The organism is Phaeobacter sp. JH204B, from assembly GCF_048055755.1.
Taxonomy (GTDB): Bacteria; Pseudomonadota; Alphaproteobacteria; order Rhodobacterales; family Rhodobacteraceae; genus Phaeobacter; species Phaeobacter bryozoorum.
In genome coordinates, this window is sequence record NZ_JAYMXF010000010.1 from 1 (window position 1) to 14,026 (window position 14,026).

The 14,026-nt window shown below is 60.9% G+C and carries 13 protein-coding genes, 1 tRNA gene and 2 riboswitches; of the genes, 8 read left to right on the forward strand and 6 right to left on the reverse strand.

Going from position 1 to position 14,026, the window contains the following annotated elements; translation table 11 throughout:
• The first annotated feature begins 149 nt into the window (after window positions 1–149).
• Window positions 150–242, forward strand: a riboswitch (TPP riboswitch).
• Window positions 243–285: 43 nt separating this feature from the next.
• Genes thiB through VXL81_RS05590 form a run of 3 tightly spaced genes read left to right on the forward strand, consistent with a single transcriptional unit; the run spans window position 286 to window position 3,474 of the window.
• A complete protein-coding gene (thiB, locus tag VXL81_RS05580; protein WP_416553243.1) occupies window positions 286–1,263 on the forward strand; it encodes a thiamine ABC transporter substrate binding subunit in 978 nt (325 codons plus the stop codon).
• Window positions 1,239–2,795 carry a thiamine/thiamine pyrophosphate ABC transporter permease ThiP gene (locus tag VXL81_RS05585; RefSeq protein WP_416553245.1) on the forward strand — a complete coding sequence of 519 codons (1,557 nt, stop codon included), beginning with the start codon at window positions 1,239–1,241 and terminating at the stop codon, window positions 2,793–2,795. The genes thiB and VXL81_RS05585 overlap by 25 nt, the downstream gene beginning before the upstream one ends.
• Window positions 2,782–3,474: an ATP-binding cassette domain-containing protein gene (locus VXL81_RS05590; RefSeq protein ID WP_416534413.1), complete on the forward strand. Its 693-nt coding sequence runs from the start codon at window positions 2,782–2,784 to the stop codon at window positions 3,472–3,474. The genes VXL81_RS05585 and VXL81_RS05590 overlap by 14 nt, the downstream gene beginning before the upstream one ends.
• A 50-nt stretch (window positions 3,475–3,524) precedes the next feature.
• Here VXL81_RS05590 and VXL81_RS05595 read toward each other — a convergent pair whose 3' ends face one another.
• The gene (locus VXL81_RS05595; protein WP_340547005.1) at window positions 3,525–3,962 is read right to left on the reverse strand and encodes a 6,7-dimethyl-8-ribityllumazine synthase; all 438 of its coding nucleotides are present in this window, start codon (window positions 3,960–3,962) and stop codon (window positions 3,525–3,527) included.
• A gap of 79 nt (window positions 3,963–4,041) precedes the next feature.
• A riboswitch (FMN riboswitch) is annotated at window positions 4,042–4,249 on the reverse strand.
• Between the two features lie 170 nt (window positions 4,250–4,419).
• Between VXL81_RS05595 and VXL81_RS05600 the strand changes: the two genes are divergently transcribed.
• The 4 genes from VXL81_RS05600 to VXL81_RS05615 all read left to right on the forward strand — a co-directional run bounded on the left by VXL81_RS05600 (window position 4,420) and on the right by VXL81_RS05615 (window position 7,964).
• Window positions 4,420–5,022: a glutathione S-transferase gene (locus tag VXL81_RS05600; RefSeq protein WP_340547004.1), complete on the forward strand. Its 603-nt coding sequence runs from the start codon at window positions 4,420–4,422 to the stop codon at window positions 5,020–5,022.
• A 225-nt stretch (window positions 5,023–5,247) separates the two neighbouring features.
• Window positions 5,248–5,808 carry a ubiquinol-cytochrome c reductase iron-sulfur subunit gene (petA, locus tag VXL81_RS05605; RefSeq protein ID WP_340547003.1) on the forward strand — a complete coding sequence of 187 codons (561 nt, stop codon included), beginning with the start codon at window positions 5,248–5,250 and terminating at the stop codon, window positions 5,806–5,808.
• An 11-nt stretch (window positions 5,809–5,819) separates the two neighbouring features.
• Window positions 5,820–7,154 carry a cytochrome b gene (gene petB, locus VXL81_RS05610; RefSeq protein WP_416546499.1) on the forward strand — a complete coding sequence of 445 codons (1,335 nt, stop codon included), beginning with the start codon at window positions 5,820–5,822 and terminating at the stop codon, window positions 7,152–7,154.
• 18 nt (window positions 7,155–7,172) lie between these two features.
• Window positions 7,173–7,964 carry a cytochrome c1 gene (locus tag VXL81_RS05615; protein WP_340547001.1) on the forward strand — a complete coding sequence of 264 codons (792 nt, stop codon included), beginning with the start codon at window positions 7,173–7,175 and terminating at the stop codon, window positions 7,962–7,964.
• 148 nt (window positions 7,965–8,112) lie between these two features.
• On the opposite strand, the gene VXL81_RS05620 is transcribed toward VXL81_RS05615, so the two are convergent.
• From VXL81_RS05620 to dapF, 3 genes are all read right to left on the reverse strand, one after another.
• Window positions 8,113–8,634 (reverse strand): chloramphenicol phosphotransferase CPT family protein, encoded by a 522-nt coding sequence (locus VXL81_RS05620; protein ID WP_416553247.1) that lies wholly within the window; start codon window positions 8,632–8,634, stop codon window positions 8,113–8,115.
• 109 nt (window positions 8,635–8,743) lie between these two features.
• The gene (mtaB, locus tag VXL81_RS05625) at window positions 8,744–10,006 is read right to left on the reverse strand and encodes a tRNA (N(6)-L-threonylcarbamoyladenosine(37)-C(2))-methylthiotransferase MtaB (protein WP_416553249.1); all 1,263 of its coding nucleotides are present in this window, start codon (window positions 10,004–10,006) and stop codon (window positions 8,744–8,746) included.
• The gene (gene dapF / locus VXL81_RS05630; RefSeq protein ID WP_416534418.1) at window positions 10,003–10,848 is read right to left on the reverse strand and encodes a diaminopimelate epimerase; all 846 of its coding nucleotides are present in this window, start codon (window positions 10,846–10,848) and stop codon (window positions 10,003–10,005) included. The genes mtaB and dapF overlap by 4 nt, the downstream gene beginning before the upstream one ends.
• Before the next feature lie 211 nt (window positions 10,849–11,059).
• Between dapF and VXL81_RS05635 the strand changes: the two genes are divergently transcribed.
• Window positions 11,060–11,135: transfer RNA gene (locus tag VXL81_RS05635), tRNA-Lys, on the forward strand.
• A gap of 289 nt (window positions 11,136–11,424) precedes the next feature.
• Here VXL81_RS05635 and VXL81_RS05640 read toward each other — a convergent pair.
• Both VXL81_RS05640 and VXL81_RS05645 read right to left on the reverse strand, forming a co-directional pair.
• Window positions 11,425–13,455, reverse strand: a complete 2,031-nt coding sequence (locus tag VXL81_RS05640; protein ID WP_416553251.1) for a M10 family metallopeptidase — start codon at window positions 13,453–13,455, stop codon at window positions 11,425–11,427.
• Window positions 13,456–13,801: 346 nt separating this feature from the next.
• Window positions 13,802–14,023, reverse strand: coding sequence for a tautomerase family protein (locus tag VXL81_RS05645; protein ID WP_416553253.1), 222 nt, complete (start codon window positions 14,021–14,023; stop codon window positions 13,802–13,804).
• Window positions 14,024–14,026 lie beyond the last annotated feature (3 nt).

The window sequence follows — 14,026 nt, forward strand, 5'->3', positions numbered from 1 at the left end:
CAGAAGATGGGGTGGGTTAACCTTGCAGAAAGGACAGCCAGACTCCCCCAATGTTTCGCGTGCGAAACAATTGGTCAGCCTTGCTGTCATTCTAGTGAGGGGTGCGAGCCCGCTATCGCTTGTCTTTCAGCTGTCCGGCCCCTAGGGTGCGCGCCACCTCGGGGTGCGTCATCGACGCTGAGATCACACCCGTAGAACCTGAACCGGCTAGAACCGGCGGAGGGAAGGTATGGATTGGCTCCACCCTTGCCCCACGTCGCATTGGAGGCCGCATTGGAGGATGCCATGAAACATCTTGTACTTGCAGCGGGACTGCTGGGCGCAACGGCAGCCTATGCCGAAACGCCTGAACTTATTGTCTACACCTACGACAGCTTTGTCTCTGACTGGGGTCCCGGGCCGGCGGTGGAGAAAGCCTTTGAGGCGACCTGCGGCTGTGACCTGAAACTGGTCGGCGCAGGTGACGGCGCGGCGCTGCTCGCACGGGTGAAGCTGGAAGGGGCGCGGTCCGATGCGGATGTGGTGCTGGGGCTCGACACCAATCTGACCGCAGCGGCGAAGGCGACCGGTCTTTTTGCCGAGCACAGCATCAGCGCCGATTATGCACTGCCGTTCGAGTGGGAAGACACCACCTTTGCGCCCTATGACTGGGGGTATTTTGCCTTTGTGCATAATGCCGATTCCACGGCACCGAAGAGTTTTACCGAGCTGGCTGAGAGCGATCTGAAGATCGTGATTCAGGATCCGCGTTCCTCCACCCCCGGCCTTGGCCTCTTGATGTGGGTGAAGGCTGCCTATGGCGACAAGGCCCCCGAGGTCTGGGAGGGGCTGGCCGACAATGTGCTGACCGTGACCAAAGGCTGGTCGGAGGCCTATGGGCTGTTCCTGGAGGGCGAGGCGGATATGGTGCTCTCCTATACCACCTCGCCTGCCTATCACCTGATCGCCGAGGATGACGCCAGCAAGGCGGCGGCGGTCTTCGATGAAGGTCACTACATGCAGGTTGAGGTTGCCGGCAAGCTGGCGGCCAGCGACCAGCCGGAACTGGCGGATCAGTTCCTGGCCTTCATGGTCAGCGATGCGTTCCAGTCAATCATTCCGACCACCAACTGGATGTATCCGGCGGTGACGCCGACAGCTGGCCTGCCGCAGGGGTTTGAGACCCTCGTTGCGCCGGAGAAATCGCTGTTGCTGGGTGCAGAGGAAGCGGCGGCGCTGCGTGATGCGGCGCTGGAAGAATGGCTGACCGCGCTCAGCCGCTGAGATCCCGCTGGGGTCTGGGCGTCGCGGCCTTGGTCGCGACGTTCATCCTTGGGGCTTTGGCCGCTGTTATCCTGCGGGCCGAGGTCGGGCGCGGTCTTGGGGTCGCCGATTGGGCCGCGATCCGCTTTACCATCTGGCAGGCGGTTCTGTCGGCGGTTGTGAGCGTGACGCTGGCGGTGCCGGTGGCGCGCGCGCTGGCGCGGCGACGGTTTCGCGGGCGGCGGCTGCTGATCGCCCTGATGGGGGCGCCGTTCATCCTGCCGGTGATTGTTGCGATCCTCGGCATTCTGGCGGTGTTTGGCCGGTCGGGCTGGCTGAGCGATCTGCTGGGGGTTTTCGGGCTTGGACCGCTGCAGATCTATGGTTTGCACGGCGTTGTGCTGGCTCATGTGTTTTTCAATCTGCCGCTGGCGACACGGCTGATCCTGCAAGGCTGGCAGGAAATCCCGGCGGAGCGCTTTCGCCTTGCGGCGCAGCTCAATGCCGGACCATTGGCAATGTGGCGGCTGCTGGAGGCACCGATGCTGCGGCAGGTGGTGCCCGGTGCGCTGGCGGTGGTCTTTGCGATCTGCCTGTCCAGCTTTGCGGTGGCGCTCACGCTGGGGGGCGGACCACGTGCCACCACCATCGAACTGGCGATTTACCAGGCGTTCCGCTTCGATTTCGATCTGGGGCGGGCGGCGATGCTGTCGGGTGTTCAGCTGCTGCTGACCGGGGCGGCGGCGCTGGTGGCGCTGCGCGTTGCCAGCGGCGAAGGATTCGGAGCCGGGCTGGACCGGCCCGTGCGGCGCTGGGATGGCGAGGGGCGCTGGGCGCGGGGGCTGGATGCGATCTATCTGTCGGGGGCGGCGCTGTTCCTGGTGTTGCCGCTGAGCGCCATCGTCATCGCGGGGCTGCCGGGGCTTCTGTCGATGGGGGAGTCGGTCTGGATGGCGGCGGCGACGTCGGCGTTGATTGCCGGGCTGAGTACGCTGGTTCTGCTGCTGATCGCCCTGCCGATGGCAATTGCCGTGGCGCTGGGCCGGGGGGCGGTGGTGGAGGTTGCCGGGCTGCTTGGTCTGGCGGTGTCACCGCTGGTGATCGGCACCGGGCTGTTTATTCTGATCTACCCGGTTGCCGATCCCTTTGCGCTGGCGCTGCCGGTCACGGCATTGGTCAATGCGCTGATGGCGCTGCCGTTTGCGCTGCGCATTCTGATCCCCAGAGTGCGCGAGATCCTGGCGCGCTATGGCCGTTTGTCGCTCTCTTTGGACATGCGCGGCGGGGTGTACCTGCGCCGGGTGCTGTTGCCACGGCTGCGTCCTCAGCTTGGCTTTGCCGCGGGACTGGCGGCCGCGCTGTCGATGGGCGATCTCGGAGTCATTGCGCTGTTTGCCGATTCTGAAACCGCAACGCTGCCCTTGCAGGTCTATCGCCTGATGGGAGCTTACCGGATGGAGGCAGCCTCGGGCGGGGCGCTGTTACTGCTGTGCCTGTCGATGGGGGCGTTTTACATATGCGACCGGGGAGGTCGGCGTCATGCTGAAACTTGATCACTGCAAAATGGATAACGGCGGCTTTATCGTGCGTGCGGATCTGTCGGTTGCGGCGGGTGAGCGGGTGGCGGTGATCGGTCCCTCCGGCGCGGGCAAGACAACGCTGATCGAGGCGATTGCCGGTTTTGTGCCGATCATCTCAGGGGGGCTGTCGTGGCAGGGGCGCGCTTTGACGGATGTGAGACCGGGTGCACGGCCGATTGCGATGTTGTTTCAGGACGGCAATCTGTTTCCCCATCTGAGCGTGGCGCAGAATGTCGCGCTGGGCATTCGCCCGAACCTGCGGCTGAGCCGCGAAGAGCAGGACAGGGTGCGCGCAGCGATTGCCCGGGTCGGACTGGCCGGAATGGAAGAGCGCAAGCCCGCCGCCCTGTCCGGTGGTCAGCAAAGCCGGGTGGCGCTGGGACGGGTGCTGGTGCAGGGCCGCGATCTTCTGCTGCTGGACGAGCCGTTTGCGGCGCTGGGGCCCGCGCTGAAGGCCGAGATGCTGGATCTGGTGGCGGAGCTGGCTCAGGAGACCGGGGCAACGGTTCTGATGGTCAGCCATGACCCGGCGGATGCGCGGCGGATTGCGGATCAGGTGATACTGGTGGCGGATGGCGTGGCGCATCCGCCGATGGCGACGGCGGAGCTACTGGACAATCCGCCGCCGGCGCTGAAGGCCTATCTGGGGTGATCGCTTGGCCGGGCCTGTAGCGGCCCGACCCGCGCTGCGTCGTACCCCGTTTAGGCGCCAAGCGCCTCCTGCCGGGTTCTGACGATCATCAGCGCAGCATTGGCGGCCTCGCGTCCCTTGTCGACAAAATGGGCGCGGTAGATGGCGTTGTGGTGATCGGTTTCCTGATAGTGGTGCGGCGTCAGCGAGACGGACAGGACGGGCACGCCAGTCTCCATGCCTGCCTGCATCAGGCCATCCACCACAGCCTGTGCCACGAAGTCATGGCGGTAGATGCCGCCATCCACCACAAAAGCGGCGCAGGCGATGGCGTCGTATTTTCCGGTCTTGGCGAGATCCTTGGCCAGCAGCGGCATTTCAAAGGCGCCGGGCACATCAAACACGTCGATCTGCTCCGCCGGGATCAGCTGCTGAAAGCCCTCCAATGCGCGATCAACGATATCGGAATGCCAATGTGCCTTGATGAAGGCAAAGCGGGTGTGTGTCATTGTGGTATCTCCTATAGGTTTGACACGTCACCCAAGGCGATCACGAGTGATGAGGGCACACGTCCCTCGTGGCCCTGTCACACGTTCTCTTTCATCCGGACTATGACCGTCGGCTCTGGAGTTGCACCAGATCTGCTGGACATCATTTCCAGCGCCTTCACAGCCCGAAAAGTCGGAACCGGTTTTCGGTTCAAGCTGTGACGGCACTCAAAATGACCGCTCGCGGGCTTATGGGGACATGCCCGCTTACCGCCGGTGGGGAATTTCGCCCCGCCCTGAGAACAGCGCGAACATGGCCGCTCGATATGGCAAAAGCAAGAGGAAGCGTGACCGAAGATGCCGAAGGGGGTGGTCCTGCCGTGAGGCCAGGCTAGAGTGTGCGCAGCCGCGCCCCATGTAAGACATGGTATCATCGTCGTGGATCTGTCTCCAAACCCTGTTCAGAAGGATTTCCGCAATGAAACTCTATCACGCGCCCACCTCCCCCTATGTGCGTAAGGTCATGGTGGTGCTGCATGAAACGGATCAGCTGGCGGATGTCGAGCTGATCCCGGTGGCCACCACGCCGATTGCCCCGGCGAGCGACCTGAAGGCCGCCAACCCGCTGGCCAAGATCCCGGCGCTGGAACGCGCGGGGGGCGCGACGCTGTATGACAGCCGGGTGATCTGCGCCTATCTGGCAGAGCGTGCGGGTGGGGCGCTTTATGAGGGCGGCTGGGACACGCGGGTGCTGGAGGCCACGGCGGATGGCATCATGGAGGCGGCAGTGCTGCTGTCCTATGAAAAGCGCCTGCGCCCCGCGGACAAGCAATGGCCAGAGTGGATCGAAGGGCAGAGCGGCAAGGTGCTGGGCGGCTGCGCGGCGCTGAACGCGCGCTGGATGGCGCATCTGAAAGGATCGCTGCGGATCGGGCAGATCGCTGTGGCCTGTGCATTGTCCTATGTGGATTTCCGGCACCCGGACATGGGCTGGCGCAAGGGGAACGAGGCGCTGGCGGATTGGTTCGCCGAATTCGATTCGCGTCCGTCGATGCAGGCGACGCGACCACCGGAAAGCTGAGATCTGGCGCGGGCGCTCCCCTTGAAATACGGCGTGCCCGCGCAAATATGTGAGGCTGTTTGCAACAGTTGCGCATAATTACTTGCGTGTGCGTCCATCTGCGCGCCTATGACCGCTGGACGAAAGCCCTTCTCCCCGCTAGATACCCGCGATGAGTCACTGCGTTCATTGCGCGGTGTATGCGCATGTTTGCCCTAAACGGGCGCTGGAATTGGAGAAAACCTCGTGTCCCACGCAGAAGACAACGAAGGAACCCGGAGAGATTTCCTCTACTACGCCACTGCCGGCGCCGGGGCAGTGACTGCGGGCGCCGCTATTTGGCCCCTGGTCAACCAGATGAACCCCTCGGCTGACGTTCAGGCTCTGTCCTCGATTATCGTGGACGTGGCAGGTGTGGAAGTCGGGACCCAGATCTCGGTTATGTTCCTTGGCAAGCCGGTGTTCATCCGCCGCCGCACCCAGGAAGAGATCGAAGCAGCACGTGCTGTTGATCTGGCCGACCTGCCCGATCCGGTTGCCCGGAACGTCAACGCAGGCGATGTGCCGGCCACCGACGAAAACCGCACCATGGACGAAGCTGGCGAATGGCTGGTCATGATGGGTGTCTGTACCCACCTCGGCTGTGTGCCGCTGGGTGATGGCGCTGGCGAGTTCAATGGCTGGTTCTGCCCCTGCCACGGGTCGCACTACGACACTGCCGGTCGTATCCGCAAAGGTCCCGCGCCCGAGAACCTGCCGGTTCCGACGGCCGTGTTCCTTGATGAAACTACGATCCAACTGGGATAAGGGAGACATTCATGTCCGGCATTCCGCACGATCATTATGAGCCGAAAACCGGTGGCGAGAAGTGGCTGCACAGCCGCCTGCCCATCGTTGGCCTGATCTATGACACCATTATGATCCCCACACCCAAGAACCTGAACTGGTTGTGGATCTGGGGTATCGTCCTGGCATTCTGCCTGGTCCTGCAAATCGTCACAGGTATCATCCTGGTGATGCATTACACACCGCATGTCGATCTGGCGTTCGCCTCCGTTGAGCACATCATGCGCAACGTGAACGGCGGCCATATGATCCGCTATCTGCATATGAACGGCGCATCGCTGTTCTTTGTCGCGGTCTACATCCACATTTTCCGGGGTCTCTACTACGGGTCCTACAAGGCACCGCGCGAGATCACATGGATCATCGGCATGCTGATCTACCTGATGATGATGGGCACCGCCTTCATGGGCTATGTTCTGCCCTGGGGTCAGATGTCCTTCTGGGGGGCGACCGTGATCACCGGCCTGTTCGGCGCCATTCCCTTTGTTGGTGAAGCGCTGCAGACATGGCTGCTGGGCGGGCCTGCCGTGGACAACGCCACGCTGAACCGCTTCTTCTCGCTGCACTATCTGCTGCCTTTCGTGATCGCGGCGCTGGTCATCGTGCACATCTGGGCCTTCCACACCACCGGCAACAACAACCCGACCGGTGTTGAAGTGCGTCGTGGCTCCAAGGAAGAAGCCAAGAAAGACACGCTGCCGTTCTGGCCCTATTTCGTGATCAAGGATTTCGTAGGTCTGGCGGTTGTGCTGGTTGTGTTCTGGGCGATCGTCGGCTTCATGCCGAACTACCTGGGCCACCCCGATAACTACATCGAAGCCAACCCGCTGGTGACCCCTGCACACATCGTTCCCGAATGGTACTTCCTGCCGTTCTACGCGATCCTGCGGGCCTTCACCTCGGAAGTCTGGGTTGTGCAGATTGCCTCCTTTGTGACCGGTGGCATCATCGACGCCAAGTTCTTTGGCGTGCTGGCGATGTTTGGTGCGATTGCCGTCATGGCGCTGGCGCCCTGGCTGGACACCAGCCGCGTGCGCTCGGGCCGGTACCGCCCGCAGTTCAAGTGGTGGTTCCTGCTGCTGGTCATCGACTTCTTTGCCCTGATGTGGCTGGGTGCGATGCCTGCGGAAGAACCCTATGCGTCGTTCTCCCTGATCGCTTCGGCCTATTGGTTCGCCTACTTCCTGGTGATCCTGCCGCTGCTGGGCGTCATCGAGAAGCCGCTGGCGATTCCCGACACCATCGAAGCGGATTTTGATGCCCATTACGGCAAGAAGTCTGGCGCTGACGCCACGCCGGCCGAGTAATTGAGAAGGACAGCAACCATGTTGAAAAAACTAGCCATTGGTGCCGCCTTCGCACTGTCCCTGGCGCCTGCCGCATCCTTTGCGGCGGGAGGCTCGGGCCATGTCGAGGACTATGACTTCTCGTTCGAAGGCCCGTTTGGCACCTACGACACCAACCAGCTGCAGCGCGGTCTGCAGATCTACACCGAAGTCTGCGCAGCCTGTCACGGGCTGAAGCTGGTGCCGTTGCGCACCCTGGCCGATGAAGGTGGCCCGAACCTGCCAGAAGAGCAGGTCCGCGCCTATGCGGCCGAGAACTTCTCGGTTTACGATCCGGTGGAGGATGAAGATCGTCCGGCCAAGCCGACCGATAACTTCCCGGAAAACAACAACGCAGGCGCGCCTGACCTCAGCATGATGGCCAAGGCACGTGCGGGTTTCCACGGCCCCTACGGTCTGGGTCTGAACCAGCTGTTCAAAGGCATGGGCGGTGCGGAATATATTGCGTCGCTGCTGGCGGGTTACACCGGTGAGACCAAGGAAGAAGCAGGCACCACCTTCTATGGCAACACTGCCTTCCCTGGTGGCTGGATCTCCATGGCGCCGCCGCTGTCGGATGAGCAGGTTGAGTTCGTCGATGGCCACGCCAACGATGTGGAAGCCATGTCGCAGGACGTCGCGGCCTTCCTGATGTGGACGGCGGAGCCGAAAATGATGGCGCGCAAGCAGGCCGGTTTTGTCGGCGTGCTGTTCCTGACGCTGCTGTCGGTGCTGCTGTATCTCACCAACAAGCGTCTGTGGGCGCCGCACAAAGGCAAGAAAACCAGCTAAGCCGGTTTTCCTGAGCAATTACGAACCCCCGCATGGTGTGGCCCTGCGGGGGTTTTTCGTATTGGGGGCGCTGCCCCTCTGCCCTGCGGGCATTCACCCCGGAGTATTTCGGGAAAGATGACAGTGGGCGGTGCGTCCTGATGTGCGGCTAGCGGAAAAACCCGGAGGCGGGTAGCGGCTGGTTGATGCGGGTGAGGATGTCGCGCGCAAGCTGTTCGGTGTCGCGGGTGCCGTCGCAGTCCAGATCATACCGCATCCCGGCACGGACATGGGCGGCATCCTGCACGGCGCTGCCCCGCGGCCTGTCACCCCGGCGCTGCTCGCGCTGGTGCAGCGCGGCGAGAGAGGGGCGCAATCCGACGAACAGCATTTGGTGGCCTGCCAGCAGGTCCTGCAATTGGCTGTGCCAGCCGGGTGTGTCGAGGATATGTTCGATGATCAGATCATTACCGGCGTCGGCAAAGCCTGCAACTGCGCGATGGAACCCGTCAAAGAAGGCGGGGCGGGCCGCTTGCCAGTCGGGATAATCGACCTGGCGCCAGGCGCCGCTGCTGCGCAGGTGATCAATGGAGAGGTGCAGGAAGGGGCGGGGTGACTGGCGGCGCAGTTCTGCTGCCAGCGTGGATTTGCCGCTGCTGGAGGGGCCGTGAAGGAAGAGAATGAGGCTCATGATCCTGCCATCCTCCGGCATCGATGCGGGAGGGGCAAGACTGTCTTCGCAGTAGGAGTGGCACCCAGAGTGCTGCCTGTGTGCGGCTCCAATGCGTCGACGCGCGGCCTCAGGCAGTGAGCTGGGTTCCCCTGATGCCGGTGGTGGTGGTGGTGACGATCTCGCCCTCCACCTGCGGGGTTGCAAAGCTGACCTCGGTGAATTGCTCGGTGCGGCCCATGTGCGGGTTTTCCATCAGGATGCGATGCCTGCGGCCGATCTGCGCGGTGAGATGGGCCTGTACCTGCATGTCACCGGCGACGCGCAGACGGGCAGCTCGCTCCTTGATCACCGTGCCATTCACCTGATTGGGGATCTTGGCGGCCGGGGTGCCCTCGCGCTTGGAATAGGGGAAGACGTGCAGCCAGGTGAGATCGCAGTCGGTAACCAGTTTCAGCGAGTTCTCGAAATGGGCGTCCGACTCGGTCGGAAAGCCTGCAATGATATCGGCACCAAAGGTCATCTCCGGGCGCAGGCGGCGGGCGTCTTCGCAGAATTTGATCGCGTCATCGCGCAGGTGGCGGCGGGCCATCCGTTTCAGGATCAGATCATCGCCGTGTTGCAGCGACAGGTGCAGGTGCGGCATCAGCCGCGGCTCTGTGGCGATGGCCTGCATCAGGTTCTCGTCCACCTCGATCGAATCGATGGAGGAAATGCGCAGGCGCGGCAGGTCCGGCACCAGTTTCAGGATCCGCATCACCAGATCGCCCAGACGGGGCGTGGCGGGCAGGTCGGCGCCCCAGGAGGTGAGATCGACGCCGGTCAGGACAACCTCATTATAGCCTCTGTCCACCAGCCGCTTGATCTGATCGACCACCACACCGGCAGGGACGGAGCGGGAATTGCCGCGACCATAGGGGATGATGCAGAAAGTGCAGCGGTGGTCACAGCCGTTCTGGACCTGCACATAGGCGCGGCTGCGGGTGCCGAAACCGTCAATGAGATGGCCTGCGGTCTCGGTCACCGACATGATATCGTCGACCTGCACCTTTTCCGTGGTGCCGATGAAGTCCGGTCCCTTGGCGATCTGCTGCCAGGTCTCGGCCTGCATCTTTTCGGTGTTGCCGATGACGCGGGTGACCTCTTCCATTGCGGCAAAGGTCTCCGGTTCGGTCTGGGCGGCACAACCGGTGACGATGATCGGCGCCTCCGGGTTTTCACGGCGCAGGCGGCGGATCTCCTGCCGTGCCTTGCGCACGGCCTCGGCGGTGACGGCACAGGTGTTGACCACCACGGCGTTGCTGAGCCCTGCCTGCTGGCTGAGCTCTTTCATCGCTTCGGTTTCATAGGCGTTCAGGCGGCAGCCGAGCGTGGTGAATTTGGGCGCGCTCATGTTGAGAGGCTTTCCAGAAAGTCGCGGGTGAAGCTGCCGTCGAACACGTGGCAGGTCGGGCCGGTCATCCAGACGCCATCGTCGCGCCAGTCAATCCAGAGCGTGCCGCCATCCAGATCTATCTGCACATGGCGACCGGTCAGCCCGCGTCGCGCTGCGGCCACTGCGGTGGCGCAGGACGAGGAGCCCGAGGCCAGGGTGATGCCGACGCCGCGTTCCCAGACGCGCATGCGGATGTGATCTGTGCCGACCAGATGGGCGACCTGCACATTGGTGCGTTCAGGGTAAAGCGGATGATGCTCGTAGCGCGCGCCAAATTCGGCGAGAGGGATCAGCTCGGCGTTTTCGACAAAAAAGGTGCAATGCGGATTGCCCATGCCGGTGGCGGTTGGCGCCCCCTCAATCGGCAGCTCCAGCGTGTCCATCTGCTCTGCCAGCGGGATATCCTGCCAGTCCAGCTGTGGCTGGCCCATGTTGACGGCGGTCAGCCCGTTTCCTGCATCTCTTGCATGAAGCAGGCCGCGATCGGTGGTCAGACGCAGGGCCTCGCGTCCGGTCTGCTGCATCAGGTAGCGGGCCACGCAGCGGGTGGCGTTGCCGCAGGCGGCCGAGGTGGATCCATCGGCGTTGTAGAAGGTCAGATGTGCGTCTTCCTCGCCGTGGGTGATTACGGTGAGCTGGTCGAATCCCACGCCCATCTGCCTGTGCGCGATTCCGGCGGCCATGGCCGGTGTGATGGGCCACGACATGTCACGGGCATCCACAACAACGAAGTCGTTGCCGAGGCCGTGCATCTTCATGAAGGGCAAGCGGGTGTCTGATCCTGTGGTCATTTCGCGCATATAGACCTCCGTCGAAGATGAATCCAGCCTTGTGGCAAGAAAGTTGAAAAAAGGGGTTGACCGTCTCAGCCCTTACCCCTAGATACGCCGCCTATCGGGACAGCATGACTGACACGGTCGCGCCGCTCCGAAGCAAATTAAGTGCTTGATCCTTTTGGATTATGTCCTTAAAGAGCGACCAGGGAACAACACGATGTTCCGAAGAAGAAGTGGGCCGTTAGCTCAGTTGGTAGAGCAACTGACTTTTAATCAGTGGGTCGCAGGTTCGAATCCTGCACGGCTCACCACTTCTTCCAATAAGATCAATCCACTGAACATTCGTATTTGTACTATGCCGGTAGATCTCGGCCAGAGTGCCGAGTGAATACTGTATTGAAGATCCGCCTCCTTTGATTGCTCGGAAGCAGCACGTTTCCCATACTGCTATAGCTACATTGCCTGTCCTCAGACGGGACGCCAGCCGCCTTAGCACAGTCGAGCCCTCCTTGGCTGTGACATCTAGTCCGAAAGCCTGGAAGCAGAGAGCGGGCTATGCGGTTGCCCGCGCAGCCCGCCTGCGGTCGATCAGTGAACCTACTAGGTGAAGACGATATTGCTATGCAGGTCCTGTAGCTGCAGATTCAACAGGGTTAGGCTGTCACCATCACCGAAGTCGAAAATCACGTTCCCTGACACGTCATTTGCATAGCCAAGCGCATCCTGCTCAGTAGAGAAACCGAACCCGCTCAGCAAAAGCGTGTCATTGCCGAGGCCAAAATCGGTGATCCGGTCGGCGTCTTCTCCCTTCGTGAATACAAATGTGTCGGCACCGTTGCCGCCGGTCAGAGTATCGTCGCCGGAACCGCCGTAAAGCGTGTCCCGGCCGCTCTTGCCATTCAGCACGTCGTCGTCCTGATTTCCCAGCAACTTGTCGTTGCCAGTGCCACCAAAGACTGTGTCGTTGCCCTTGCCACCCAGCACTCGGTCATCACCATCTTGACCGCTGATATGGTCATTTCCGGTATTGCCATAGACAGTGTCATTTCCGTCACCACCTGTCATGACGTCATTGCCGCCCTCACCACGCAGAATATTGGCGCCAGTGTTGCCGGAAATCGAGTTGTCCGCCTCATTGCCAGTGCCATTGATGTTGGCACTTCCGGTGAGGGTCAGGTCTTCGATATGTGCGCTGTGAGCAGTCAGATCGAAAGTTACTGAGCTATTGACCCGGTCCTGACCTGCGCCCGCATTTTCGGCCACCTGGTCTGCGGCATCGTCCACCCAGTAGGTATCGTTGCCTGTGCCTCCTGACATACTGTCGGCGCCGGTACCTCCATTCAGAGTGTCGCTGCCGGAACCGCCGTAAAGCGTGTCCGCACCTTCTTTGCCATTCAGCACGTCGTCGTCCTGATTTCCCAGCAACTCGTCGTTGCCAGTGCCGCCAAAGACTGTGTCGTTGCCCTTGCCACCCAGCATCCGGTCATCACCGTCTTGACCGCTGATATGGTCATTTCCGGTATTGCCAAAGACGGTATCATTACCTTCACCGCCTGTGATGGTGTCGTTGCCACCCTCACCACGCAGTAAATTTGAGCCGACGTTGCCCGCGATTACGTCGTTGCCAGTGCCACCTATGGCATTTTCGATCAGCGAACGCGTGTCACCATTATGGAGAAGTGCATTGTAGATATTGCCGCTAGCGTTATATCCATATCCCAGATGGGCCGTCTGTGCAGCGCTGAAGCGTGAGGATTCGCCGGGGTTCAGATCAATGTTTAGATTCTCGGCGTAGGCTGAAAGATCATAGGTGTCGACGCCGCCCCCATCCCAGATGGTGGCGAAAATCCGGTTGCCGACCGCATCGATTGCAATTTCACCATTGACCAAAGTGTCGCCTGAATTGGGGGACCACTTGTAGACCGTATCGTTGCTGTTGGTGGTGTAATCGGCACCATACATATGCTGCAGGGCCGCGATATCCAGCATCATGTAGGTTTGTGCAAAGCTCGAGGGTTCATTTCTATATCCACCTAGCGGGCTATTTTCGTAGCTCAGATAGCTCATGATCGTGTATTCCATGTGGTCGTACTCAGATGGAACAACACCGAATCCGTTAATATTTTCATGTGAATGCGTCAGTCCCAAAGCATGTCCGGTTTCATGCAGCACAGTATGCCAGGCGTAGTTGCCCGCTGCCGGGGATCGGTAAACCGTGTTTCCAAACCAGACGTCCCCTGCGGTTGGACTGTTTTGCGGGTAATATCCATGAGCACCGAGAACATCGGGTGAGGACGTGTTGCCGTACCGAATAGCCTCCGGGCTGGTCGTATCCGGTGTTGCGTCATGCTCAATATTCAGCTTTGTAATACCTTCAACAGAAAAGCCCCTTGCTGCGGCGGGGCCGAGATCAGAGTCCAAAGCGAATTTGATCGCAGATTTCTGCAGATCGGAAACCTCTGAAAACGCAGCTGCCTCATTATAAGAAGCTGAATAATTATAGACACCGGGCTCAGACGGGTAGGCATAGTGAATAGTATCATCGCTCCATTTTTGCCCAAAAAACAAGCCGTCGACTCTTTGATCTCCGATCTGGAGAAATGATGAGACAGAGTTCAAACCTTTAGCCATGAAATTTTCCTTCAAGGGGAATTGCGTCAGTAAATGAGTTGTCGCGTCGGAAAACGGGTCAGCCTTCCCGTGACTCTGTCGATGAATGCATAAATATAGATAGACATGTCGTGACATTAAAATTCACAGATGCAAGCAACCAGAAGGAGACAGCGTGCCCGGCGGCTCAGCTCTACTATCGTCAGGCGTTAGGGCGCGCAATACAAACAACGCCCGGCCATGAGCCGGGTTCTGCAACGCCTGGCGGCAATTGAGACAGCGCTAGCCGGTACGCCCTCCACCGCAAAAGTCATCGGCGCCCGGGGCAGCGGACAGGTCGCCCTCAGCGCCTCTGTCCGCTGCGTCTTTATTGCGCCTGCTTGCGGTACTGTTGCACCGGCAGGCCGCCGACGCCCCAGTCTTCCAGCGGAACCTCGTCGATCACTACAAATGTGGTTGCCGGGGTCTTGCCCAGAATATCCTGCAGCAGCTCCGTCACCCCGGCGATCAGCTGCGCCTTCTGGTCTGCGCTTGGGCCGGTGCCTTCGGGGCCGCCCTCGCGGGTCACTTTGATATTCACATAAGGCATTGT

Bases quoted from the DNA above. Each gene is read 5' to 3' on its own strand.
- thiB (WP_416553243.1), top strand. From the start codon at position 286: ATGAAACATCTTGTACTTGCAGCGGGACTGCTGGGCGCAACGGCAGCC.
- VXL81_RS05585 (WP_416553245.1), top strand. From the start codon at position 1,239: ATGGCTGACCGCGCTCAGCCGCTGAGATCCCGCTGGGGTCTGGGCGTC.
- VXL81_RS05590 (WP_416534413.1), top strand. From the start codon at position 2,782: ATGCTGAAACTTGATCACTGCAAAATGGATAACGGCGGCTTTATCGTG.
- VXL81_RS05595 (WP_340547005.1), bottom strand. From the start codon at position 3,962: ATGACACACACCCGCTTTGCCTTCATCAAGGCACATTGGCATTCCGAT.
- VXL81_RS05600 (WP_340547004.1), top strand. From the start codon at position 4,420: ATGAAACTCTATCACGCGCCCACCTCCCCCTATGTGCGTAAGGTCATG.
- petB (WP_416546499.1), top strand. From the start codon at position 5,820: ATGTCCGGCATTCCGCACGATCATTATGAGCCGAAAACCGGTGGCGAG.
- VXL81_RS05615 (WP_340547001.1), top strand. From the start codon at position 7,173: ATGTTGAAAAAACTAGCCATTGGTGCCGCCTTCGCACTGTCCCTGGCG.
- VXL81_RS05620 (WP_416553247.1), bottom strand. From the start codon at position 8,634: ATGAGCCTCATTCTCTTCCTTCACGGCCCCTCCAGCAGCGGCAAATCC.
- mtaB (WP_416553249.1), bottom strand. From the start codon at position 10,006: ATGAGCGCGCCCAAATTCACCACGCTCGGCTGCCGCCTGAACGCCTAT.
- dapF (WP_416534418.1), bottom strand. From the start codon at position 10,848: ATGCGCGAAATGACCACAGGATCAGACACCCGCTTGCCCTTCATGAAG.
- VXL81_RS05640 (WP_416553251.1), bottom strand. From the start codon at position 13,455: ATGGCTAAAGGTTTGAACTCTGTCTCATCATTTCTCCAGATCGGAGAT.
- VXL81_RS05645 (WP_416553253.1), bottom strand. From the start codon at position 14,023: ATGCCTTATGTGAATATCAAAGTGACCCGCGAGGGCGGCCCCGAAGGC.